The following is a 24646-nucleotide window of genomic DNA, read 5'->3' as shown; positions in this document are numbered from 1 at the left end:
AATTATGTCCTCTCTTAAACGTTAAAGCGGAATAACATAATATCGCCATCTTGAACGACATAGTCTTTACCTTCTGAACGCACACGGCCATGTTCTTTGGCTACAGCCATACTTTGATGAGTGACTAAGTCATCATAAGAAACAGTTTCCGCACGGATAAAGCCACGTTCGAAATCTGAATGGATAATACCAGCAGCTTGAGGCGCTTTGATTCCTTGAACAAATGTCCAAGCACGAACTTCTTGCTCACCAGCTGTAAAGTAAGTCGCCAGGCCTAATAGAGAGTAAACATGTTGAATTAGACGATCTAAACCAGACGCTTCAATTCCAAAGTCCTCTAAGAAAATGGCTTTTTCTTCATCATCAAGTTCAGCAATCTCTTCTTCAAGACGTGCACATACCGGCACTACTTCTGCGCCTTGACTTGCTGCAAGCTCACGCACCTGTGCTAAGTATGGATTATCGCTTGAGTCAGTCACTTCGTCTTCGCCAATATTCGCTACATATAACATTTTCTTGCGTGTTAATAAGAATAGGTTACGAACATAAGGTAATTGAGCATCGTAAAACTCAAGTGAATTGGCCATTTGATCATTTTCCAATGCGACTTTAAGTTTTTCTAAAACTTCCATTTCAGCAACTGCTTCTTTATCTTTTGTACGGGCTAATTTACCAACACGAGCCATTCTTTTTTCAATCGTTTCTAAGTCAGCTAAGATAAGCTCTAAGTTAATTGTTTCAATATCTGAAATTGGATCAACTTTACCCGATACGTGAGTAATGTTACCGTCATCGAAACAACGAACAACGTGACAAATCGCATCGACTTGACGAATGTGGCTTAAAAATTTATTCCCTAAACCTTCACCACGGCTAGCACCTTTTACGATTCCAGCGATATCTGTAAATTCAATCGTAGTTGGAATTGTTTTTTTAGGTTTAACTAATTTAGTGATTTCATTTAAACGTTGGTCTGGTACTTCTACCACACCAACGTTAGGATCGATAGTGGCAAAAGGATAGTTCGCAGCTTCAACGCCTGCTTTTGTAATTGCATTAAAAAGTGTTGATTTCCCAACGTTTGGAAGACCAACGATTCCTGCTGTTAATGACATAGGTGGCACTCTCTTTCTTCTGTAAAAATTCTATTTATGTTAATAGTTTCAAACGGTTGTTACTAGTTTTCTTCGTGTTTCACAAGTATTTTTTTCATTTTCTTTTCAAAATCACGGCGTGTCATTGTGACAACATGTCCACAATTCTCACATTTAATACGGATATCCATTCCCATACGTACGATTTGCCAGCGATTAGTTTGACAGGCATGAGGCTTGCGCATTTCAACAGTATCAAATTTATCGTATTTTTTTTCCATCTTGCTTCCTCCAATAAAGTAATGTCAGATTGTAACGCTTCACAACTGAATGTCTAACATCTCCAGAATACGGATTAAATCTGATTGAGATAAGAACTCAATTTCGATTTTTCCTTTATCCCCCTTTTGATTAATTGAAGCACCTGTTCCAAAGCGTTCTTGCATTTGATGTTCAATTTCGACGATATGAGGAGCTTTGGCAACTTTATCAGTTTTTTCATTTTTCTTCGGTTGAATCGGCATTTGTTGATTGTATTGTTGCACAAGTTCTTCCAATTGTCTAACGGTTAAATGCTCTCTTACAACCTTTTCAGCGACTGGTATCATTTGGCTTTTGTCTTTTAATCCTAGTATGGTTCTTGCTTGACCCATTGACATTTTTTCCTCTGTTACCATTTGCTTGATTTCTTCTGGAAGTGTTAATAAACGAAGATAGTTCGCGATGTAGGGACGACTCTTGCCCATACGATCGGCTACTTCGGCTTGAGTTAAATTTAATTTATCCATCAGCATGCTGTATGCTTCAGCTTCTTCTAAAGGACTTAAATCTTCCCTTTGTAAGTTTTCAACGACCGCAATTTCAATCATTCTTTCTTCGTCTAACTGACGAACAATTGCTGGTATCGTTGTTTTACCTGCTAAACGACTCGCACGAACACGTCGCTCACCTGCAATCAATTCATAACCTTTAATCATTGATTTACGCAAGATAACTGGTTGGAATACACCACTTTGTTTGATTGATTCGCCTAATTCTTGTAAGGCAATCTTATCAAAATGTTTACGTGGTTGATAAGGATTAGGTCGAATTTGGTCTAAAGGAATATCTTCGACGATTTCATTATCTGTCGGAGTTTCTTCGTAAGCTGTAAATAAAGCTTCCATTCCACGACCTAAACCTGTTTTTTTAGGTTTATTCGCCACTCGAAATCACTTCCTTTGCTAAATCTAAGTACATTTCAGCGCCACGAGAACGTGGATCATAATCTAATACTGACTGGCCGTAAGAAGGTGCTTCTGATAAACGAATGTTACGTGAAATAATCGTTTTATACACTTTTTCTCGGAAATATTTACGTACTTCTTCAACAACCTCATAGCCTAGATTGGTACGGGCGTCTAACATCGTAATCAGAACACCTTCAATTCTAAATTGTCGGTTATAGCTTTTTTGAACGAGACGAATTGTATTCAATAACTGGCTCAAACCTTCCAAGGCATAATATTCTGCTTGAACAGGAATCAATATCGTATCACTCGCTGTAAAAGCATTGATTGATAATTGCCCTAAAGAAGGCGGACAATCCACAAGAATATAATCATATTTATCGCGGATTGGATTAACGGCTTCTTTCAAACGTAATTCACGGTCTTTAACGTTAACGAGTTCCAATTCTGCTGCAGCTAAAGAAATAGTAGAAGGAACAATATCTAGGTTTTCGCTTGATGTTGGTAGAATACAATTTTCAAGCGGCTCTTGATCGACTAAAATCTCATACAGACTCTTGTTCACTTGACCACGCTCGACGCCTAATCCACTCGTTGCATTACCTTGTGAATCAGAATCGATAATTAGCACTTTTTTGCCTAATTGTGCTAGGGCAGCTCCTAAATTGACTGTAGTTGTTGTTTTACCTACGCCACCTTTTTGGTTTCCAATCGAAATCATTTTCCCCATGCTGTATCCTCCCTAACTTATTAAATAATTGGTTGTTTGGCTGGTTTACCAGCTTTTCTTGGATATTTCTTTGGTGTATCAAGTGTTTTTCTAATCAATAGAATCGTGCGTTCACTCTCTTCTATCGGTAATAACTCACTTGCCTGTTGTTCAAACTTCGCCCCAAGCACAGTGAGTGCTTTTCGAGCATGTTCGATTTCTTCATCTGCTTTTGCACCTTTTAACACTAGGAAACTTCCACCTTTTTTAACAAGTGGTAAGCAAAATTCACTTAGAACGTTTAACGCTGCGACGGCTCTGGCAGTAACGACATCAAACTGACCGCGATACTGTGGATTTTGTCCAACATCTTCAGCACGCCCGTGAACACATTGCACGTCACTTAAGCCTAAAGCACTCACTAATTCTTCTAAAAAGATGATACGTTTATTTAATGAATCAACAATGGTGACCTTTAATTCAGGATGTACTATTTTTAGAGGTATACTTGGAAAGCCAGCTCCTGCTCCTACATCACATAAACTCACGGCATAGCTTTCTAATGGCATCATCCATAATGGCATTAAACTATCATAAAAATGCTTTAAAAAGACTTCTTTTTTCTCCGTAATAGCTGTTAAATTAATTTTCTGATTCCATTCAACCAGTAACTCATAATACAGTTCAAATTGGTTAACTTGCTCAGGAGTAAGAGTGATTCCATGCTCGCTTAAAGCTTGGACAAATTCTTCAGTTGTCATGATGACAGCCCCTTATTTTACATATTTTCTGTGAAACAAGAATGTTTCACACACCTTTATACTTTACCCGAAAACTAGCTCAATAGCAATGAAATCTCTACATTTTTTAAAGGAAAAGACTTGTATTTAAAAGCAACAGAAACCTTTATTTCTGTAGCTCTCGTGCTCCTACCTAAGTGGTCAATTCTTTAAAAGTTGAAGGAGGTTTTCACAATCGTTCACCAAAGCCTATCATCAATTTATTTACCTTTTCTAAGCCAAAAAAGAAGCCTCGAAAGAGACTCCTTTATGTGAATCAGAATGCTATTCTTTAGAATGCAGTTAGATCTAGTGCAAGGGCTGTCTATCAATTTCTAAACAAATAAATCTAGAAAGCTTCCTTGAGCTATTTATCTTATGTTATTTATCAACCTTATCCTCATTGCGAAATGATAATAGCTTCTTGCTTTTCTCTTTCGATGACTGCTTGTTGGTAGTCTGCTCGAAGGCTTGTTAATTCAACCTGTAAAGCTTCCATAATCACCGGCAATTGAGTTTCAATGTTAACTTCATTACTAGCACCTTCAGCTAACGTTTCTTTTCTTAGTCTTTCATAAGTTGCCCATAACTTTGCTGGCCCCGCTTGATTTATTTCTTCATAGGTTAAGCCGTTTCGTTTCATTAATTCTTCCACTAATGCTTGATAATCCTTAATGTCAGCTTGAGCAAGTAAAGATAATTCAGGGTAATGAGCTTGCAAGCCTTTGTATAAATATAAACTTAACGCTTCATTTTCTAACTCATTTAACTGGGCGGCTTCCCATAAATCTAACAAAATTTGAGAATTAATCGCAGCTAATTGTAATCTGTTAATGGGTAGTTGTTCAACCAATTGAGTTTTTAATTGCTGAACTAATTCAGCTTCTTTATTTCTTTTATAAATTAGCGTTGAACTGGTGGAAAGCTGATCATTTTGTTCGTCATATGCTAAAGTAAAGGGCGCTTGATTATCAGGCAAATTATTTTCTCCGTATCGTTCAATGAAGGCATTAATATCCCAAACTAAAGCGTAGCTTTTTGTCGCATTAGGATTCGCCATGAGGGGGGAGTCTTGTTGGATTTGTGTCACGATATTATCGTAATAGACACTACCAGTCTCTTGTGTATGAACGGATAATTGAGAACCGTACAGCGTTAAAGTCTGGGCAGTACCATCTGATTTTGTCACTTCCCACACACCTTCTATTTCCTCAGGGAAACCTTGATGTGATTGTGTCTCATGATTTTGATTGTTTCTTTCTTTAGCTAGAATATCCTCTGGAAGTTGCCATGAATTCGTTTCTTGCTTTGACACAGCTAATACTATCACCGAGGCTAAAAGTAAGGCTGTAAAAATTGTTCTAATTTTGCGCATGACAATCCTCCTTATACTTGTTAAATGTTAATTTATCAGAAAAATATGACGAAAGTGTGAATTTAAGGCAATAAAATCTAAACATCAATAAAGCGTCACTTAGCTGTAATATTTGCCATGTGACGCTTTATTAAAACTTATTGATAGTACTGTGCTTGAGCATGCCAAAGATCGTAATACTTACCCGCTTGTTTAACGAGTTCTTGGTGACTTCCCTTTTGAATAATTTTGCCTTGATCAAAGACTAATATTTCATCACAGAAACGACAACTCGATAAGCGATGAGAAATATAAAAAGCTGTTTTGTCAGTGACAATTTCATCAAACTTTTGATAAATTTCAAATTCTGCAACCGGATCTAAGGCAGCCGTCGGTTCATCCAGAATCATGATGGGTGCATCTTTATACAAGGCACGACTCATGGCAACTTTCTGTGCTTGACCTCCCGATAATTGAACGCCTCTGTTATCGAATTCTTTTCCTAAATGAGTATCTAGTTCCTTAGGTAAGGTCTTCGAGAAGTCCGCTAAACCAACTTCATCCAATGTTGTCATAGCTAAATCCGCATCATAATCCTGGCTAACCGCAATGTTCTGGCCTAATGTTAAACCTAACAATCGAAAATCTTGAAATACAACAGAAAAAAGTTGGAAATACTCCGTCAATTTATATTTTTGACTGTCTATTTTATTTAGAGTAATTTCGCCACTGGTTGGATCATACAAACGCATAAGTAGTTTAATGAATGTTGTTTTTCCCGAACCATTCTCGCCAACAATTGCATACTTCTTACCGACATCAAAACTGGCTGTAATATCTGACAACACTTCCTGATTTGAGCCAGGATACGAAAAACTCAAGTTCTTGACCTCTAACTGATACTGATTATCTAGTCGTTTTTCAATCGGCAGAGAACCTTTAACTTGTTCGTCAGGTAAATCCATAAACTCATAATATTCAACAAGTGTATCCGGTTGAGATAAAATCATCGCTAAATGTTGAATCAACATCGGTAGATTGGCTAAGACTTGACTCAAGGCACTCGACAGTTGAATAATCTGTCCAACTGGTAAAAAGCCCAACAGAACGCGCAAGCCAATCAGCGCATAAGCAGCATAATTTAATAGTTGACCAATTATAACCGTCATAATATGCCAACCAACACCAGTTTTGTTCAAATCTCTTAATAGAAGAGCTGTTGAGTCGTGCATATCTAATTGATTTTGATTGAGCTTCTCTCCCATTTGATAGAGACGTATTTCTTTCCCTGATTCAATGTCGGACAGAATATCATTTTCATAGTTATATTTAGCATTAACATTGAGGACGCGTTCGCCAATGTTTTCCATATATTTAGCCGCTTTTTGCGAACCTGTAAACTGTGAAAAGACGCTCGCTAGAATACCTCCAACGAAAATCAGTAGGACCCAAGGTGTGTTCACCCATGCTAATGAACCCGTCGCACTCGTCGTGCTGACATTCCACAAAGGTGTAAGTAGAATTAAGCCCCAAATTGTTCGGATTACGTATTCCATTATGTTAGGAATCCTTACATTCATCAAATAGAGACTTGATTGCCGCGACAAATTTCCGAACTTAATTCTTTCCAATTTTTGAATCGTTTCTGCATTATCCGCGAAATGATACTGCATTCTTAGCATCTTTTCGTAGGGCATTTCGAATAAACGTCGTTGAGTGATTTCATTGAAATTCTCAACTTGGGGTTGGAGCAGAGTACTTACCAACTGTAGGACAGCAAATATACTTAAATATTGAATAAGCAAACTAACGATTTGTTCAGTTGCCTGTTGACTTAACGCATTGACAATCCGACTCATATAAATAAAGCTTAGAAAAGAAATGCTACTGCTACAGAACGTTTGCAGAAAAAGTAACAAATAATAACTTTTGCCTGCTTGCCACATATCTTTTAAAGCACGTATAAATAATGTTGAACTCTTCACTAGATTACCCCTCCCACTTCATTTTTAAAAGCTTCTTTTTCAGATTCTGCTTCTAATTCTAGTTGAACAACCTCACGGTAATAATAAGCTTGAGCTTCATATAAACGATAGTAATCTTTTTCAGCAGCGATTAATTGCTCGTGACTACCCACCTCTGTGATTTCACCTTGTTTCAAATAAATTATTCGGTCGCAAAAGCGCGTGGACGACAAGCGATGTGAAATAAAAAAAGACAATTTGTCCTGCGAGAAACGTAAATAGTCCTGATAAATTTCGTCTTCAGCTAAGGCATCTAAAGCCGCCGTCGGCTCATCCAGAATAAGAACTGGCGCATCTTTATACAACGCTTGAGCTAATTTTACTTTCTGTAATTGCCCACCTGACAGTTGAATCGCTTCGGTCGAGACTTTTCTAACGATTTGTGTTTGATCTCCCAGCTGCAGTTGAGCAATAATTTTATCGACCCCACTCTGTTCTAAGACACGTTGATAAATCTCGTCGTCGAAAGGCAAGCCTTGAACAATCGTGTCACGAATTGTATAGGTTAATAAAAAAGCATCTTGAAAAACAGCCGAGAATAGTTCGTAATATGTCTGGATATTAAAGGCTGCTTGTGGCTGGCCATTAATCAAAATTTCACCTTCATCTGGCTGGAGTAAGCCACAAATCAATTTAATCAAGGTCGTTTTCCCAGCACCATTCTCACCGACAACCGCAATTTTCTCACCAGCTTTAAACGTCGCAGATAGATTCTTGAGTGTTGGCTTAGTTTGATTAGGATAAGTATAAGAAATATTCTTCAGCTCAATCGAAATATCTGAGGTCGGTAAGTCAATGCCTTGATTATGATTAAAAATCGGCGTCTGATTCATAAAGGCATCATAATACTTCATTTCTGATAAATCACGGTCCATAATTGCGACTTGGTTAACAAACTGAGTAATTGTACTCGCTAGCAGTGTAATCGCACCGATATAGACGACAAATTCGGAAACAGCTAATTGACCATCGGCAATCAACTGAACACTTTGAAAATAGGCAAAGACTGTAATCAGAATAATACCAAAAGACAAGAATGTATTTTCTGCAAAGACTAGTTTATTCTTAGGTTTCATCAACTTGCGGTAATCAGCAGTAATCTGTTCTTGAATCTCAGAAAACCAACCAGTCATTTGATATAATCGAACATCTTTTGCTAGACGCAAATCACCATATAACCTTCGCATATAGCTGCTCTGCTTATTATTAAACGAAGTCTCTTCCATAATCTTTGGCGCTATTTTCTTGTGTAGCCATTTGAAAATTAACAATCCTGCAATTAACAAGCTGATAATCACGACATAAAGCTGATCAACTTGTAAAACTAAACTCATATACATCAATATTCCTATTATAGCACTCAATAAACGCGACAATTCTTGAATGAAGCGACCAAATAATTGCGCCGGACTACCTACTAAACTGTTTGCCTCTGAATAAATTTTCTGTCCCTCTTCAGACACAATCAATGGATAATCGATGTTATAAATGACTTGAGTGATTTTCATCATAATCGATAATCGAAAAACATCACTTTCCGTTTCAAAATAAAACATCAGACGGTTATTTACGACGTCTATAAGGCAGATGCTTGTAACCCAAATAGCTAATTCAAATAAAAATTTCTCAACAGAAATCCCCGCTAATAACCATTGAATCACTTGCGCAGATAATAATAATTGCATTAGTGGTAAGACTGTTTGAGTTATGACTCGCAAACCAAACCAAAACCAGATAGAACATTTGTATTCTGTAATTTCTCGACACATATTTTTAAAGTAATACCATTGTTTTTTCATATTTTTCACCTCATAACGATCATACTACCAAATAACTGATAGAACTATTCTGTGGAACGAGTGGTTGTTTTTGTGAATTAAACGGTCAGTTCATACTCTTTCCTCTTATTATATGCGTTTGGATGTTTGTTGTCTGGACTAAATTAAAGTATAATGAGAGAAACAATTACAGAATAGTGAGGGATGTCCACATGCAGTATAAAAGTACCCGTAATAATCAGTATCTTGTGTCTGCTTCGGAGGCAATCATTAAAGGTCTTGCTGACGATGGCGGCTTATTCGTGCCGACTTCTTTTCCAACCTTCAATTTAGATTGGAATGAATTAAAAGAGTTTTCTTATCAAGAGATGGCAACGTTTGTACTGCGGGCTTTTCTTGATGATTTTTCTGCTGAACAAGTGCAAACCTGCGTTGAAGCGGCTTATGACGATAAATTCGATGATCCAGCGATTGCGCCTTTAGTTGAAGTTGGTGGCAAACATTATCTTGAGTTGTTTCATGGCCCAACAATTGCTTTTAAAGATCAAGCCTTATCGATTTTGCCTCATTTAATGAGCACTGCCAATCAAATTCAAGACAACAACCGAGACATTGTCATTTTAACCGCTACATCTGGTGATACTGGCAAAGCTGCCATGGCGGGTTTTGCGGATGTACCAGGCACTAAAATCATCGTTTTCTATCCAAAAGGTGGCGTCAGTTCGATTCAAGAGCAACAAATGGTGTCTCAAGTTGGTGATAATACGTATGTCATCGCAGTCAACGGTAACTTCGACCGAGCCCAATCTAAGGTCAAAGAGTTGTTTAACGATGAAACCTTACGCGCTAAATTAGCTGAACACGATACCCAGTTTTCGTCTGCTAACTCGATGAATATTGGTCGTTTAGTGCCACAGATTGTTTATTACTTCTATGCGTACGCGCAAATGGTGAAGCAACAAGCAATTCTACCAGGTGACTTAATCGACTTCTGTGTTCCTACCGGAAATTTCGGGAATATTCTAGCCGCTTATTACGCTAAACAGTCAGGTGTGCCGATTGATAAACTATTATGTGCCTCGAATGACAACCGGGTGTTATATGACTTTTTCCATGGTGGTAAGTATGATATCAACCGTGAATTTGAATTAACGATTTCGCCTTCAATGGATATTCTGATTTCAAGTAACTTCGAACGCTTAGTCTTCCATGCGATTAACGAGGATGACCGTTTATTGAAAGAGTATATGCAAGAGTTAACTGATCGTAAAAGCTATGCAATTCCTGAGAAATACCATGCGAACTTTTCTGAATTTGTCGCGGAATTTGCGACTCAAACAGAAACGATGGAAGAGATTAAGGAAGTCTATGAAAAAACAGGCTACGTGCTAGACCCACATACTGCCGTCGCTTCTAAAGCACATCGCAAAGCCAGTCAACAAAGTCTAAGTCATAAGCCCGTTGTGATTATCTCAACGGCTAGTCCTTATAAATTCCCAGAAGCAGTTTTAAGGGCTCTAGGTATTGAAACGGATGGTTTATCTGATGCAGATTTATTAAATAAATTGAATGAATTGTCTGGTGTAGCTTATCCAGAAGCCATCGAAGGTTTACTTGAGGCTGAAGTTAGACACAATACAACGATTGATATTGAAGACATGAAAGCCAAAGTTGAAGAAATTGCTTTAGCCTAAGTTGGATTTTTTAAAAAACCTGAGTGTCACTGGGACACTTAGGTTTTTTTGTTAAACAATAGACACTAAAAGAGCGTCATGTTTAAGTTATGCTAGCTGTTAAACTATGTGTAGCGCAAACCAGCTTTTCTCTACCGAAGTGATTATTAAAAATGATATCAATTTGTCATTCATATTTCATTTCTTTTTATTCAATTAGTGCTATAATCGTTGGTATTTGAATGAGGTGAAAAATTGAAAATAATCAAAAAAATTATTACTATTGGCTTAATGACATTTTTAGTAGCGTGTCAAGACCAAGCCCTTGAAGAATCGCTGACAGATCAAGAGAGCACGCCTAGCGAAGCCTCTACCTCCCAAGAAAGTGAATCAATTGCGATTTCGGTTAAGAATAGCTCACCAGTCGCAGAAGATGAAAGCGACGAAGAAAGCGAAAACTTTGAAGGTGATTTGGATTATGCTGAATTTGCTTCTATAGAAGATATTGTCTGGAACGAGATCAATTCTTATGGATATGACTCGGATTATTTGTCGATTTCGATTTATGATTTTGAAACTGGTGAAGCCTTCCATCTAAACGCGGATATCCCTTCTCACGGAGCCAGCACCAATAAAGTCGGAACAGCTGTCTTATATTCAGATTTAATCAGCCAAGGTTATTTAACTTGGGACAGCCACTTACCTTTTACCCAAGACTGGTATGAAGAAGGTGGAGGAGAAATTACAAACGGTGCTTTCCAAGATAGTTATGCTATTTATGATTTAGTTTATCAATCGCTTTTCTATTCTGATAATACCGCATGGAATACTTTAATTAATAATTATTACAGTATGTATGGTGATTTCCAATCTGATTTAATTGCTTTAAGTGACTTAAGTTTTGATAATGGCGACATTTACAATTTAAACTTCGCAACATCACGAATGTTAAATGAAATTTTAATTCGCGTCGCAAGCAATCCTGACTATCAAACGATTGTCGATATTATGCTAGAAGCTCAATCAGGTATTTATTTAAAAATGTATGTCGATGAAGGAATGGCCGCTAAATACGGTCAATACGAAGACGGCAATCACGATACAGGTATTTACTATGAAGACGGTGAGCCCGCGTATACAATAGCTGTTATGAGCCGTCACTTAGGTTATATTGACTATTTCCTAGGCGATTTAAACTTACACGTCAAAGAATTCCGCGAATACCAACAATTCAATCAGTAAATCATTAAAAAGACCTAAACATTGGATACGAGTCCTAGACTCCTTCCGACGCTTAGGTCTTTTGCTTATTATTTTACCCGGCTTTTTCCAGTAAAGGCAAGGTAATCTCTGTCACAAACACGCCATCTTCCCACTGACGATTGACATGCCCCTTATTTTTGTCAACGGTTTGATCAATTCTTCTCAGCCCGTAACCTTGACGGTTCACACCTTTCAAAGACATGAAACGTGCTTGCGGATTTTTGAACATTGTATTGGTGACACTAATGTATAAATTATTTTTCATTGGCGCAATATACAATCGAATAAAAGGCGCCATACCCTTGGCAGACAATTGCAAGGTCGTAGCTTCGACTGCATTATTCAATAAATTTCCAATAATAATCGCTAAATCTACATCTTCAATCGCCAAGTTACGAGGGGCAATCGCTGTCGCATCAAGAGCCACCCCTGCTTCTTGAGCTCGTGTCAATTTAGTATTCACCAAGGCATCAATCATTGTATTGCCCGTACGAATAATCGTATCTACCTGATTCATTTCATTAGTCAATTGGCGAATATATTGACGCAACTGCGCTAACTGCTTCGTTTCAGTAAATGCTTCCATCACCTGCAAATGATTACGGTAATCATGCCGAATCCCCCGCAACTGACGATAGATGGACTCAACTTCCGTCGCATAATCATCCAGTTCTTTCTGCTGCAACTTATGAAAATTCAATTCTTTTCGCTGATAAATCGTTAACAAAACAAGGCCAATCACTAGACAGCTCAAAGTCAAGATTAGCCAATTCATACTAGTCATCATAAAACACCGACTTTCGATAGTATTCAATAAAAGCACTTTGTGTTTGTTTCGCTTGTCGACGTGATAGCGGAATCGATTCGCCAGTACTTAATTGAACGTCTTGCTTCAGTAAATGTGTTATAAATTCTAAATTAACATAGTAACTGCGATGAGTTTGGACAAAACGATCATCTATTAAATCGGACACTTCTGCCAAACTAATGCGACTAGTAAAACTATCCGTTTGCGTATGAACGAGAATATCACGCTTATTGGCTTCTAAAAACACAATCTCGCTTAAATCAAAGCGTACTTGTTCACCCGCCACCTCTAAAATTAAGTATTTGGCTTCTTCTGGTCGCATCGCTATAAAACGTTCTAACACTCTGACAATTTTTTCTAACTTAATTGGTTTTAATAAGTAATCTAAAGCTTGAACTTCATAACCCTCCACCGCGTATTCAGCAAAAGCCGTCGCAAAGACTAAAGCCATTTGTGGCGCATGTTCACGCAATTTCTTGGCGACTGACATGCCATTTAACTGTGCCATTTCAATATCTAGAAAGGCTAACTCCCAATCTAAATGATCCTCCAATGCAAATAGAAAAGCTTCGCCACTTAAATAAGTATCCACATGGAGGGTAAGCCCTATTTGCTCTGCCGCTTGATTAAGCAATTGCGTCATATAGGTTAATTGAATCTGTTCATCATCAACTAAGACAATCTTAATAACTGACAACTCTCATTCTCCTTTTCATAAGGACTGCGCGAACTCCTTGTTTTATTCAGCATCTGAGACTAGCTGAATACTCACTAATTCTGGTCGATTGTAAAATCTTGGGGCTGGTTGATCTTGATATGAGAGACCTCGACTAACAATTAAGGTGCTGTGGTCGAAAGCAAATCGTCCGCCTGCATACTTGGGAAACATCCCTTGTCCTGGCGCAAAGACACCATTGATTAAACCTGGCACGCGCCACTGTCCACCATGCGCATGGCCACTTAAAATTAAATTAAATTGATAAGGTAAAAAGTCTTCAATGAATTCAGGTCGGTGACTTAAGAGAATTGAAAACGTTGGCTCACTTGGTCTTTGTTCTTGCGCTTGAATCAATTGATTAGGATAAACGTGACTTTCTTCTGCATCATCAATCCCACTAATCGCCAATCGATTACCATTTACCTCAATAACATCCGTATCGCCACGCAATACTTTAATCTGGCTATCCATCACTAATTGACGCATTTCAGACACTCGATAAGAATAATATTCATGATTGCCCGTGACGTAATAGGCTTGATAGTGTGCGCCGATCCAGCAGATAAAACTTGCAGCCGGTTCTAAAGGTTGTTTCACTTCAAAAATATCTCCACCGAGTAAAATTAAATCAGGTTTTAAGGCAGTAATGGCTTCTTTTAAAATTTCATGGTCTTCACCATAATAATTATTGTGTAAGTCACTGATATAAACAATTTGAACATCTTGATCGATTAAAGAACTTTTCATCGTATATTTACGCGTCAATAATTTGCTATTCAGACCAGCGATCATAAATACACCCAAGGCAGTCGCGACTGCACTCGTGATTAAGTAGGATTTTTTCATACAGTTTCTCCTCGCATTTCATCTGTTACAATGTATCATTCATTTGTAAATGTTTGCTGGCTTCGCGCCAGCTTAAAGGGGCTAAACGCGATTGGTGAGCCAATAAAAAAGCACGTACCCAAGCTTCGTTAAACTTGGCGTAGTCGCGTAAAGCCCAGCCAATAGCTTTATTAATAAAGAACTCTTGTGTATTGAAGTTATTTTGAATGCATTGAGCCAATAAGTCGCTATCAGTGGCAGCTTTCATACCCAATTGATGAATAATGGCTGTTCGGCGTAACCAAATATTATCCGCCTGGCTCCATTCAAGCAGTTGAGCTTTCATGGCCTGCGATTGATGAGCCAGTTTTCCGACAATTTTAACTAATGAATCGACGCTATCCCACCAAGATTTGCCAGTAATTAACTCTGCTAAGCAGTCTAAATCATCTGCTTTCAAATAGTTTTGTAGCAATTTTAAATAATCAGCTGCCAGCAATTGAAATTCTCTTTCAGGAGCCTGCCAACACGCTTTAACGAAGGGCCAGTTGATGGTGGCTTCAGTTGGTTGTCGTTTCATTTTCTGACGTTCCTGTTCAAAATAGGGCTGGGCTAATTGTCGCCTTTGGGGCGTTTTAATTCCGATAAAGGTAAATTGCTGGCGCATATATTGTGACATAGCTGCCGCATTTTCAGGATGATGGGCTGCCTTAATAAGTCAAATAAATCTGTTAACTCCATGTAATCCCTCGTTTCCTTTCCATATTCCAGTCTCAGTCAGTTCATTTGGGAGTAGCTGTTTTTCTTTATGGACAGCTTGAGTATTCTTCTATTCTATCATGAAATTGCCAAAGTTAGCTCCTTTTAAATGCTTGCTAGTTAGATTTATTTAACTTATTTCTTGTTGATTTAATCTGTGCTGTTAGTATTATCTGACAGGTTTCTTACAGAAACTATTCCTTACATGGTGTTTCCTCTTAAGGAACACTTTATAATAAAAGTAGTTATATTGAAGTTAATTTAACATCCTAAATAAATACAGGAAGATGCTGAGGACTTTGCCTGCATCTTCCTGTATTCGTTAATTTTGTTTATTTATCTGTGACACGTGCAATTTTTCCTTGTTGGATATAGACGGATAGAATCGCGATATCTGAAGGATTCACTCCACTGATTCGACTGGCTTGAGCCAAGCTGTTTGGTTGAATGAGTTTCAAACGTTCGCGGGCTTCGTTGGCGATACTGTCAATCGCATCATAGTCAATGTCTTGAGGAATTAATTTTTCTTCCATTGCTTTGACTTTATCAACTCGTTGAATCGCTTTTTTAATATAACCATCGTACTTAATTTGAATCTCGACTTGTTCCGCAGCTTGTCGATCAAGTGGTGCATCTTCACGAGGTAATAATTCTACTAAGTCTAAGTATTTGATTTCTGGACGTTTTAGTAAATCAACAGCTAAAATACCATCTTTAAGGGCTGTTGAATGCACTCTTGCGAATAACTCTTCCAAACCAGGTGTCTTAGGCGTTAGGCGGACGTTTGATAAACGATTAATTTCTTCAGCTACCAGGTCTTTTTTGGCTTGATAGGCTGCATAACGTGTCTCGTCAATTAAACCTAATTCACGGCCCACTTCTGTTAGACGTAAGTCTGCATTATCATGTCTTAATAATAGACGATACTCTGCTCTTGATGTTAATAAACGGTAAGGTTCTGTCGTTCCCTTAGTCACTAAGTCGTCAATCATCACACCAATATAACCTTCGCTACGTTTCATAATATAAGGCTCTTTGTCTTGGGCTTTCAACGCAGCATTAATACCTGCAATTAACCCTTGCCCTGCCGCTTCTTCATAACCACTTGTTCCGTTTAATTGGCCAGCTGTAAAGAGACCTGGAATTTCTTTGACTTCTAGCGTCAAACGTAATTGGTGTGGGACGACAACATCGTATTCAATCGCATAGCCAGGACGCATTAATTCCGCTCTTTCCATCCCTTTAACTGAACGAATCATTTGAATTTGAACGTCTTCTGGTAAAGAAGTCGACAATCCTTGGACGTACATCTCTTTAGTTCCTAAACCTTCTGGTTCAATGAAAATTTGATGACGTGGTTTATCACTAAAGCGAACGATTTTATCTTCAATCGACGGGCAGTAACGCGCGCCGACACCTTCGACCATCCCACTAAACATTGGGGCACGGTGTAAGTTTTCTTGAATAATTTCGTGTGTCCCTAGATTCGTATGCGTTAACCAGCAAGAGACACTATCTGAGCGGTAAGCTTCGTCTGGTGTTTGGTATGAAAAATGATTCGGCTTAAGATCGCCAGGTTGTTCTTCCGTTGCGTCAAAATCCACAGTATCTTGATGAATTCTTGGCGGAGTTCCTGTTTTAAAGCGAACTAGTTCGAGACCTAATTCCAATAAGTTTTCTGATAATTTAATGGATGGAATCGTGTTGTTTGGGCCTGATGAATAACTTAAATCACCAATTATAATTTTCCCACGTGAAGACGTTCCGGTCGTTAAGACTACCGATGTTGAACGATAAGTAGCACCAGTATTCGTAATCACACCGCGACATGTACCGTCTTCAATAATTAATTGGTCAACTAAACCTTGTCTTAAGTCTAAATTGTCTGTTTGTTCCAAGACCTCTTTCATGCTCGTAGCATAAGCGTGTTTATCCGCTTGTGCTCGTAAGGCTTGAACAGCAGGTCCTTTTCCTGTGTTTAATAATCTCATTTGGATGTAGGTTTTATCGATATTACGACCCATTTCACCACCTAAAGCGTCGATTTCTCTTACGACAACTCCTTTTGCGGGTCCACCTACTGATGGATTACATGGCATAAAAGCCACCATCTCTAAGTTTAATGTAAGTAATAAGGTTTTACTGCCCATTCTAGCAGCTGCTAAAGCTGCCTCTGCTCCTGCATGCCCTGCTCCAACTACAATCACATCATAATTACCTGCTTCATAAGTTTGCATTGTTTCATTCCTTTCGTTCTTTAGTAAAATTTAACGGATTCATCTGTTAATTTGTCATCAACATAGGTAAACTGTGCTGAAAAGAAGGGTTCATCGTTTAGTATCCATTTCAAGAAATTGTAGTCACCTTCCCAAGTTGGCTTGTTTAACACTTGATCGTAATCGACCCACTCCAAAGTGCCTTCATCACAATCTGCGATTAATTCTCCTTCGAATTCCGTCACTCGATAAACGAAACTATACCAATCTTGCCCATCTTGAGTGAAATTTGGAAAAGTTATAAAACCTTTTAGATCTAGCGCTTTAGCTGTCAAACCCGTTTCTTCTTTGATTTCTCGAATCGCACAAGCTTCTGGTGTTTCACCTGCTTCAAATTTGCCTCCCACACTGACCCATTTTCCTTCATGGATATCATTTGCCTTTTTATTGCGATGTAAAAGTAAAAATTGAGAGCCATTATCGAGATAGCAGATGGTTGATAGTTTCATATTCATTCTTTCATCATCCTTTGTCTTTAACGATTTATTTACCTAAACAGAATTGACTAAATAGCTTGTCTAATAATTCATCTTGGACACTTTCCCCCGTAATTTCTCCAAGTAAGTCCCAAGCTTTAGTAAAATCAATTTGAATTAAATCAACTGGAATACTTAACTCAGTCGCTTCCACAACTTCATCCAAGGAATCAATCGCTTGTTGGAGTAGAGAGGTATGACGAGTGTTCAATAAATAGTTAATATCGCCTGATTGGATAGCTCCTGAAAAGAATCTTTGTTCGATTTGTTGTTCTAATAAATCTAAGCCTGATTCATTCAACATAGACGTTGTAATCAATTCATCTTCTTTAACACCGTAAGGCGCCAGTGTCTCTCGTGTCAATACCGGCGCTAAGTCTTGCTTGTTCATCAGAATAATTCGGTTCTGATTTTTAGTCGCTTCAAGTAACTCAATATCGACTGTTTGAAGGTCCTCTGATTGATTTAAGACTAAGATGATCAAATCAGCTTTTTCCATTGCTGCTCGACTCTTTTCAACACCGATTTGTTCGACCACTTCGTCTGTTTGACGAATTCCGGCCGTGTCGATTAATTTCAAGGGTACGCCTCGAACGTTGACGTATTCTTCAATCGTATCACGAGTCGTTCCAGCAATTTCAGTGACGATGGCTTTTTCCATTCCTGTTAGAATATTTAACAAGCTTGATTTACCAACATTTGGTCGGCCAATAATGGCAGTGTTAATTCCTTCGCGGAAAACCTTGCCGTGTTGTGCTTGATGAAGGATTTTTCCGATTTCTTCCTTGACTGAACGAGCGGTTTCATTCAATTGACGTGAAGACAATTCTTCAACATCATCGTATTCGGGATAATCAATCGTTACTTCAACTTGAGCAAGTGTTTGTAGCATTTCATGACGAAGACTCGTAATCTTACGCGATAAACTTCCTTGAAGTTGATTAACCGATGCTTCCATCGCTTTTGCTGTTTTGGCTTGGATTAAATCCATTGTTGCTTCTGCTTGAGATAGATCAATTCGTCCATTCAAGAAAGCACGTTTAGAAAATTCGCCTGGTTCCGCTAAACGTGCGCCTGCTAATAACACCATTTCTAATACTCGTTGAACCGCCACGATCCCACCATGACAGTTAATCTCAATAATATCTTCACGGGTGAAAGAACGCGGACCTCGCATCACGCTCAGCATGACTTCATCGACTGTTTGTCCAGTTCTTGGGTTAATCACATGCCCATAATGAATGGTATGACTAGATACCTTTGTTAAATCTTTTCCTTTGAAGACCCGATTTGCGAACTCAATCGCTTCTTCACCACTTAAACGTACAATGCCAATCGCACCTTCTCCTAGGGCAGTTGATATTGCAGCAATCGTATCTGCTTGATACATTTGACTGGCTCCTTCCTAATTTGAATCTATTTATGTCCACAAAAAAAGTGCCTAAATTAACCCCTGGCTAGTTTAGGAGTTAATTAGCACTTTGACTGCTTATATTCATTTCGATATGCATTATAACAAACCTATCCAAAGAAAAGCAACTGCTCGAAAGACAGTTATGAAAAACTTAGTCTTTTGAAATTGATTTACATACCATCTCTATAGGATTCGTGGTAAAATAGGCTCCGAGAGGTGTTAAAATGAACAAGTTTGAAAGAATCTACTTAGATATTGAACAAAAAATTAAAGCAGGTGACTATCCAATTGGTAGCATGATTCCTAGTGAACATGAGCTAGCCAAAAATTATAATGTCTCCCGTGAAACAATTCGGAAGGCACAAAAGTTATTACTAGAAAATGGTTTTATCCAGAAAAAACAAGGACGTGGTTCCATTGTGTTGGATTATCATCGTTTTTCTTTACCCATTAGTGGTTTAGTCAGCTATAAAGAGCTACAAGTTGAACAGAATATCACATCAATTACTCGTTTAATAACAAATGAGCAAATTCCTGTGCCGGATTTTCTAATTGGACAAAATGGTGTTACAGCTGATGAACGGTTCATTCATCTTGTAAGAACACGTGAAATCAATAATGAAGTCATGATTATCGATGAAGATTATATTCGTTGTTCTGTCATCAATCATGTACCAATGGAAGCCGCAAAGGATTCTATTTACGAATATTTTGAAAATGAATTATCTTTAACGATTGGCTATGCAACTAAAGAATTTGTCGCTGAAAAAGCCAGTCCGCTAGATATCGAATTAATGCATTTAGATCCGATGGACTATATCATCAGCGTTAGCAGCAATGTATTTTTAGAAGATACTACCTTCTTTCAATACACAGTCTCGCATCATCGCCTCGAGAAATTCCAGTTCTCTGAATTTGCTCGTCGCAAACCTAGATTAAATAATTAAATAAATAACCTGTTCTCTTACATTTATCATGTAAAAGAACAGGTTGTTTGCTTGGCTTAATTTGCTAGCCAGCTTGCATCAACTTCATAAACACCTTTCGGTGGATACGGCAAGGTGTCTGGTAAAAGCCCATTGTTATTGACAGTTAAACGAACTTGAGTCACGTCTAAAAACTGACCGATTGTCGTGACAATCGCTGGAATCACACCTGCTTCTTTACTATGGTGTTGATTGAAAGCAGAAACGACTCCACTCGAGAAATCAATTGTCGCTATCCCAGTTTCATCGACACTAATACTGTTGATAACAATATCGTCAGTAATCCATCCTTGTTCAGTGAACAATCTTTGGAAAGCGCGTGCCATCGTGTCATTCGTCTGAAAGGCAAATGACACTTTCTCAAGTGCTAAGAGTGAGTTTTCATCCGTTTGAGGCTGAGCAATGCTTTGGTTAACGATCATCATGACTTGATGTGCCTTTGATGTTATTTGCCAAAAATCTTCTGCTTCAGTGGCTTCAGTCGATGTGACATAGCGAGTGCCTATTAAGCCATCTTCTGCTGCGTAATATTGTCTTAAATCATAATCCTCAAATTGAGTCGATGTTTCGATAACTTGAGTAAAAGTAAGTTCACCCAAAGTCACTTCTTCATATAGTCCTAAAATTTCACTTTGATGGGTACCATCATATGACCAAGTCGTGCCAACCGTTAAAGGCGCACTCAATAAAGTCATCACATTATCAGCAGTCTGTTGGCCTGTTTCTAGCATATTCTCAAATAAAGCGATATTCTCCTGGCGTAGTGTCATTTGAATCTGTGTTTCGTCCCATCGGTAAGCACTCACGAAAGTGTCTGCGCCGACGATTTCTCGTACTTGCATCACACGATTGGCTTCATCGAAGTAATCAACATAAGTTGTATACATCCCAGTCACATTGTTAAATTGCTTCAATTGATAGGGATAAAACGGTAGGAAATTGCTTAGATCCAAGACTGTCTCGTCAGGCAAACGTGTCCAACTAGACGGATCAATCGTACTCGCCATAGACTGATTGACATCAGCCACAGTTTCTTCCTGCTGGCTTTGGCTAGGTGATGCTTCTGTGTGTGGTTCGTCAACTCTTACTTGCGACTGCTGGCGCTTTTCTTCAAGTTTAGCTTGATTTTCCTCGCTTAATTTAATCATCGGTTCACTACTACAACCGCTGAGCAAGATGAATAAGCTTATTAATAACCATTTAATACTGGATTTCATCATAATCAGTTCGTCTCCTCAAAATAAATACACCACATTATACCATAGATTAGAATAGCCTTGTGAACTTATTCTTCTTGATTTAAGCGACTAATTTAAGCCATTTTATTTCTTCTTTTAATGAAATACTCAAACAGTGAACAAATAACCAGTAAAATCAGAAAAGGTACTAACCAACCTAATTGTTGCTTATATAAAGGCAAGTAGGTGTTAAAAGCTTGTGTCATACCCGGCACAAAAATTCTAGCTGATTCTAAAGCCGTAATGCCACTTATCACTGCCACTGTATAAATCACTAACTGGTAAGTCTGACGACTATAGTTAAACCATTGACGCGTCAACTCCATCACAATCAAGACAATAGCTGCCGGATAAATAAAGATTAATACTGGTACTGAAATCTTTAGGATAGTATTCAAACCAAAGTTAGCGGTAATAAAGCTCCAGATGACGAAAATCGCTAAGAAACCCTTATAGCTAAAACGTGGAAATAGTAGCGTAAAGTACTCTGATAAAGAAGTTAATAAACCAACGCACGTATTCAAACACGCTAAACTAAAAATAAAGGTTAAAAGAATCGCGCCCGGCAGGCCGATTGCCATCACGGTCGAATTCAATAGGATTTGCGCCCCATTAATCGTGTCTGGGAACTGGGCACTTGTCGTATGTCCAATTGACGTTAAAAGCCAATAGATTAAGCCAAGAAATAAACCAGCAGTAATTCCAGCACCAATCGTTGTCTTTTGCATTTGTGTCGGTGTCATATTATACCTCTGCAAGGTATTGGCAACGACCAAACCAAAGACGAGTGCTGCTAAAGTGTCCATCGTATCATAACCGGCTAAGAAGCCACCAATATAAGCATTATGTTGATAGCGTCCCGTTACTTGGGCTGAACTACTCGTATCCATTTGCATAATAAAAATAAACATCAAAACTATTAATATCATTAAACTCGGTGTGGTAATTCGCCCCATTCGGCTCATTAATTTACTTGGATTCAAGCATAACCAATAAGCAAGCGCAAAAAAAAGAGCCGTATAAATTAAACGGGGGATTAATTGGCTCGCATCCGCCGGTAAATATGGCGTCACGATTAATTCAAACGGTGTACTCCCCGCACGAGGAATTGCTAGCCCCGGTCCAATCGCTAAATAGGTTGCGATCGTAAAGACGTAAGCAAACCTCTTATCCACACGACCAGCTAATTTTTGAATCCCTCCAGATTTGGCGATTGACGCAACCCCTAGAACAGGTAGCAAAATGGCGGTCGTGACAAAGCCTGCCCATGCGATCCAAACAGCGGCGCCTGCTTCTTTACCTAGTAACGGTGGAAAAATTAAGTTTCCAGCCCCGAAAAACATCCCAAAAAGCATGACTGAAATGGTAATAAAATGATTTAATCTAAATTTCTTCATACTAATCGACACCCCCTTAAAAGTATTTCTTATTATACATGTATTCTTACTAGATATCAGTAACATTTCTTGAAAAAATAAAAACAGTCCTGGCAAATAGATAAAGGACTCCGTTCTTGTGGACGGAGCCCTTTATCAGCCAAAGACTGTGGTTAAATCTAATCTGACTTATTCGAATAAAAAGGCAACTGTTTCAAATGGACCAAACGTTAATTCGTCTGACACATTCTCTAGCGAACCATTACCAATTAACTTGCTTGCTGAACGTTCTTTAAATTCTTCTGGTAAAGAAACTGTGACAGCTTCTTTATAGAAGTTGCTCATAACAAGTAATTGTTGACCTTGCCACTCACGTACGTAAGCCATTAATTGAGGATGATCTAACAATAAACCACGATAAGTACCTGATGAAATCACATCGTACTCTTTACGTAAAGAAATTAACTTCTGATAATATGGAAAAATACGACCATTAGTTAATTCATTTTTTACGTTGATCTGCAGATAGTTATCCGACACATCTAGCCAGGGTGTGCCTGTTGTAAATCCTGCATGCTCTGAGTCATCCCATTGCATAGGTGTTCGACCATTATCACGTGATTTTGCTAAAATAATCTCAAACGCTTCCTCTTCAGAATAGCCTTTCTCTAGCATAATTCGATAGTTATTATGTGTTTCAATATCATTATACTGATCAATAGACGTGTAAGCTGGATTGGTCATCCCAATTTCTTCACCTTGATAAATATAAGGTGTTCCTCTTAAGAACTGAATCGTTTGACCTAACATCGTTTGAGTTTCATAAGGGAAATTTTCGACGTCTCCGAAACGACTGTTAGCACGAGGTTGATCATGGTTGTTTAAGAATAAAGCATTCCAACCATTACCATCTGACATCCCTGTTTGCCATTCGTTTAGAATCGTTTTCAGTTCGATGAAATCAAACGCTGGCTTACTCCATTTTTCTCCATTTTCATAATCCACTTTGAGATGATGGAAATTAAAAATCATCGATAGTTCTTTCTCTTCAGGATTCGTATACTTCACACCATTTTCAACTGTTGTAGATGACATTTCACCCACTGTAATAAAACCTTCTCTTTGTCCAAAAGTTGCTTCATTCATTTCTTGAATCCATTCATGAACAATCGGTGTATCCGTATAAAGAGACTTCTCTTGTGTACTATTGGGTGCTTCACTGTCAACGAGCTCTTGGGATTTTCCAATAACGTTTAACACATCAAATCGGAAACCTTTGACTCCTTTTTCTGACCAAAAATTAACAATTTTATGAAGTTCTTTTCTCACTTCAGGGTTATGCCAATTTAAGTCAGCTTGTGTCACATCATATAAATGTAAATAATATAAATCTGTGTCAGCAAAAGGCTCCCAAGCAGGACCACCAAACTTAGAGTCCCAATTTGTTGGCAAGTTGCCATTTGCTTGAGCAGGTCTTAAATAATAAAAATCTTGATAATACTTATCGCCTGCTAAGGCTTTTTGGAACCACTCATGTTCTGTTGATGTATGGTTTAACACCATATCCATCATAATATCAATTTTTCGCTTTGAAGCTTGCGCAACTAAGCGTTCGAAATCCTCCATTGTTCCAAAAACTGGATCAATAGCGACATAGTCACTGACGTCATAACCGTTATCATTTTGAGGTGATGGATAAAATGGATTCATCCAAATCATATCTATCCCCAGTTCGACTAAATAATCTAATTTTTCAATGACACCTTTTAAATCACCTAAACCATTACCATCCGTGTCATTAAAGGATCTTGTATATAGTTGGTAGATGACTTTCTTTGCTAATTCCATAGCTAGAAACCCTCCAAAC

General features: G+C 38.2%; 21 protein-coding genes. 3 read left to right on the top strand and 18 right to left on the bottom strand.

Features of this window, described 5'->3' with window-relative positions:
* Positions 1–14 precede the first annotated feature (14 nt).
* From ychF to ACTQ45_RS04545, 8 genes are all read right to left on the bottom strand, one after another.
* Positions 15–1115: a redox-regulated ATPase YchF gene (ychF, locus tag ACTQ45_RS04580; protein WP_441751658.1), complete on the bottom strand. Its 1101-nt coding sequence runs from the start codon at positions 1113–1115 to the stop codon at positions 15–17.
* 62 nt (positions 1116–1177) lie between these two features.
* Positions 1178–1375 (bottom strand): DUF951 domain-containing protein, encoded by a 198-nt coding sequence (locus ACTQ45_RS04575; RefSeq protein ID WP_441751660.1) that lies wholly within the window; start codon positions 1373–1375, stop codon positions 1178–1180.
* A 39-nt stretch (positions 1376–1414) separates the two neighbouring features.
* Entirely contained in the window at positions 1415–2299 is an 885-nt protein-coding gene (locus ACTQ45_RS04570) for a ParB/RepB/Spo0J family partition protein (protein WP_441751662.1), read from the bottom strand.
* Positions 2289–3053, bottom strand: a complete 765-nt coding sequence (locus ACTQ45_RS04565) for a ParA family protein (protein ID WP_441751664.1) — start codon at positions 3051–3053, stop codon at positions 2289–2291. Before ACTQ45_RS04565 ends, ACTQ45_RS04570 begins: the two co-directional genes overlap by 11 nt.
* A gap of 20 nt (positions 3054–3073) precedes the next feature.
* Entirely contained in the window at positions 3074–3793 is a 720-nt protein-coding gene (rsmG, locus tag ACTQ45_RS04560) for a 16S rRNA (guanine(527)-N(7))-methyltransferase RsmG (protein ID WP_441751666.1), read from the bottom strand.
* A 418-nt stretch (positions 3794–4211) separates the two neighbouring features.
* Positions 4212–5186, bottom strand: a complete 975-nt coding sequence (locus ACTQ45_RS04555; protein ID WP_441751668.1) for a hypothetical protein — start codon at positions 5184–5186, stop codon at positions 4212–4214.
* Between the two features lie 137 nt (positions 5187–5323).
* A complete protein-coding gene (locus ACTQ45_RS04550) occupies positions 5324–7150 on the bottom strand; it encodes an ABC transporter ATP-binding protein (protein WP_441763051.1) in 1827 nt (608 codons plus the stop codon).
* A complete protein-coding gene (locus tag ACTQ45_RS04545; RefSeq protein WP_441763050.1) occupies positions 7150–8988 on the bottom strand; it encodes an ABC transporter ATP-binding protein in 1839 nt (612 codons plus the stop codon). The genes ACTQ45_RS04550 and ACTQ45_RS04545 overlap by 1 nt, the downstream gene beginning before the upstream one ends.
* Positions 8989–9179: 191 nt before the next feature.
* On the opposite strand from ACTQ45_RS04545, the gene thrC reads away from it, so the two are divergent.
* Together thrC and ACTQ45_RS04535 are read left to right on the top strand one after the other, a co-directional pair.
* A complete protein-coding gene (gene thrC / locus ACTQ45_RS04540) occupies positions 9180–10661 on the top strand; it encodes a threonine synthase (RefSeq protein WP_441763049.1) in 1482 nt (493 codons plus the stop codon).
* 234 nt (positions 10662–10895) lie between these two features.
* Positions 10896–11882 (top strand): serine hydrolase, encoded by a 987-nt coding sequence (locus ACTQ45_RS04535; protein ID WP_441751676.1) that lies wholly within the window; start codon positions 10896–10898, stop codon positions 11880–11882.
* Between the two features lie 73 nt (positions 11883–11955).
* Here the strand turns inward: ACTQ45_RS04535 and ACTQ45_RS04530 are convergent, their stop codons facing one another.
* The 7 genes from ACTQ45_RS04530 to mnmE all read right to left on the bottom strand — a co-directional run bounded on the left by ACTQ45_RS04530 (position 11956) and on the right by mnmE (position 19155).
* Complete coding sequence (locus ACTQ45_RS04530; RefSeq protein ID WP_441763048.1) at positions 11956–12678, bottom strand: sensor histidine kinase; 723 nt, start codon at positions 12676–12678, stop codon at positions 11956–11958.
* A gap of 1 nt (position 12679) precedes the next feature.
* On the bottom strand, positions 12680–13408 hold the full coding sequence (locus ACTQ45_RS04525; RefSeq protein WP_441751680.1) for a LytR/AlgR family response regulator transcription factor: 729 nt from the start codon (positions 13406–13408) through the stop codon (positions 12680–12682).
* Positions 13409–13450: 42 nt separating this feature from the next.
* Positions 13451–14275 carry a metallophosphoesterase gene (locus ACTQ45_RS04520; protein WP_441763047.1) on the bottom strand — a complete coding sequence of 275 codons (825 nt, stop codon included), beginning with the start codon at positions 14273–14275 and terminating at the stop codon, positions 13451–13453.
* Between the two features lie 25 nt (positions 14276–14300).
* Positions 14301–14969: a DNA alkylation repair protein gene (locus tag ACTQ45_RS04515; RefSeq protein ID WP_441763137.1), complete on the bottom strand. Its 669-nt coding sequence runs from the start codon at positions 14967–14969 to the stop codon at positions 14301–14303.
* A gap of 376 nt (positions 14970–15345) precedes the next feature.
* On the bottom strand, positions 15346–17250 hold the full coding sequence (gene mnmG / locus ACTQ45_RS04510; protein ID WP_441751686.1) for a tRNA uridine-5-carboxymethylaminomethyl(34) synthesis enzyme MnmG: 1905 nt from the start codon (positions 17248–17250) through the stop codon (positions 15346–15348).
* Between the two features lie 20 nt (positions 17251–17270).
* A complete protein-coding gene (locus ACTQ45_RS04505) occupies positions 17271–17744 on the bottom strand; it encodes an NUDIX hydrolase (RefSeq protein ID WP_441751688.1) in 474 nt (157 codons plus the stop codon).
* Positions 17745–17772: 28 nt separating this feature from the next.
* Positions 17773–19155, bottom strand: coding sequence for a tRNA uridine-5-carboxymethylaminomethyl(34) synthesis GTPase MnmE (gene mnmE / locus ACTQ45_RS04500; protein ID WP_441763046.1), 1383 nt, complete (start codon positions 19153–19155; stop codon positions 17773–17775).
* Between the two features lie 248 nt (positions 19156–19403).
* On the opposite strand from mnmE, the gene treR reads away from it, so the two are divergent.
* Positions 19404–20126, top strand: a complete 723-nt coding sequence (treR, locus tag ACTQ45_RS04495) for a trehalose operon repressor (protein ID WP_441763045.1) — start codon at positions 19404–19406, stop codon at positions 20124–20126.
* Between the two features lie 56 nt (positions 20127–20182).
* On the opposite strand, the gene ACTQ45_RS04490 is transcribed toward treR, so the two are convergent.
* The 3 genes from ACTQ45_RS04490 to treC all read right to left on the bottom strand — a co-directional run bounded on the left by ACTQ45_RS04490 (position 20183) and on the right by treC (position 24627).
* Complete coding sequence (locus tag ACTQ45_RS04490) at positions 20183–21385, bottom strand: GerMN domain-containing protein (RefSeq protein ID WP_441763044.1); 1203 nt, start codon at positions 21383–21385, stop codon at positions 20183–20185.
* Positions 21386–21477: 92 nt separating this feature from the next.
* Positions 21478–22800: a branched-chain amino acid transport system II carrier protein gene (gene brnQ / locus ACTQ45_RS04485; RefSeq protein WP_441763043.1), complete on the bottom strand. Its 1323-nt coding sequence runs from the start codon at positions 22798–22800 to the stop codon at positions 21478–21480.
* Between the two features lie 168 nt (positions 22801–22968).
* On the bottom strand, positions 22969–24627 hold the full coding sequence (treC, locus tag ACTQ45_RS04480) for an alpha,alpha-phosphotrehalase (protein WP_441751698.1): 1659 nt from the start codon (positions 24625–24627) through the stop codon (positions 22969–22971).
* Positions 24628–24646 lie beyond the last annotated feature (19 nt).

The organism is Fundicoccus sp. Sow4_D5 (genome assembly GCF_052116365.1).
In the GTDB taxonomy this organism is placed as follows: Bacteria; Bacillota; Bacilli; order Lactobacillales; family Aerococcaceae; genus Fundicoccus.
The sequence above is the reverse complement of the archived record's forward strand: the minus strand, read 5'-3'. Positions and strand labels throughout refer to the sequence as shown.

What these genes read in the sequence shown, in the direction of transcription:
- ychF (WP_441751658.1), bottom strand. Translation starts at nt 1,115, where the DNA reads ATGTCATTAACAGCAGGAATCGTTGGTCTTCCAAACGTTGGGAAATCA.
- mnmE (WP_441763046.1), bottom strand. Translation starts at nt 19,155, where the DNA reads ATGTATCAAGCAGATACGATTGCTGCAATATCAACTGCCCTAGGAGAA.
- mnmG (WP_441751686.1), bottom strand. Translation starts at nt 17,250, where the DNA reads ATGCAAACTTATGAAGCAGGTAATTATGATGTGATTGTAGTTGGAGCA.
- thrC (WP_441763049.1), top strand. Translation starts at nt 9,180, where the DNA reads ATGCAGTATAAAAGTACCCGTAATAATCAGTATCTTGTGTCTGCTTCG.
- ACTQ45_RS04575 (WP_441751660.1), bottom strand. Translation starts at nt 1,375, where the DNA reads ATGGAAAAAAAATACGATAAATTTGATACTGTTGAAATGCGCAAGCCT.
- treR (WP_441763045.1), top strand. Translation starts at nt 19,404, where the DNA reads ATGAACAAGTTTGAAAGAATCTACTTAGATATTGAACAAAAAATTAAA.
- rsmG (WP_441751666.1), bottom strand. Translation starts at nt 3,793, where the DNA reads ATGACAACTGAAGAATTTGTCCAAGCTTTAAGCGAGCATGGAATCACT.
- ACTQ45_RS04520 (WP_441763047.1), bottom strand. Translation starts at nt 14,275, where the DNA reads ATGAAAAAATCCTACTTAATCACGAGTGCAGTCGCGACTGCCTTGGGT.
- brnQ (WP_441763043.1), bottom strand. Translation starts at nt 22,800, where the DNA reads ATGAAGAAATTTAGATTAAATCATTTTATTACCATTTCAGTCATGCTT.
- ACTQ45_RS04490 (WP_441763044.1), bottom strand. Translation starts at nt 21,385, where the DNA reads ATGATGAAATCCAGTATTAAATGGTTATTAATAAGCTTATTCATCTTG.
- ACTQ45_RS04530 (WP_441763048.1), bottom strand. Translation starts at nt 12,678, where the DNA reads ATGAATTGGCTAATCTTGACTTTGAGCTGTCTAGTGATTGGCCTTGTT.
- ACTQ45_RS04545 (WP_441763050.1), bottom strand. Translation starts at nt 8,988, where the DNA reads ATGAAAAAACAATGGTATTACTTTAAAAATATGTGTCGAGAAATTACA.
- treC (WP_441751698.1), bottom strand. Translation starts at nt 24,627, where the DNA reads ATGGAATTAGCAAAGAAAGTCATCTACCAACTATATACAAGATCCTTT.
- ACTQ45_RS04505 (WP_441751688.1), bottom strand. Translation starts at nt 17,744, where the DNA reads ATGAATATGAAACTATCAACCATCTGCTATCTCGATAATGGCTCTCAA.
- ACTQ45_RS04565 (WP_441751664.1), bottom strand. Translation starts at nt 3,053, where the DNA reads ATGGGGAAAATGATTTCGATTGGAAACCAAAAAGGTGGCGTAGGTAAA.
- ACTQ45_RS04555 (WP_441751668.1), bottom strand. Translation starts at nt 5,186, where the DNA reads ATGCGCAAAATTAGAACAATTTTTACAGCCTTACTTTTAGCCTCGGTG.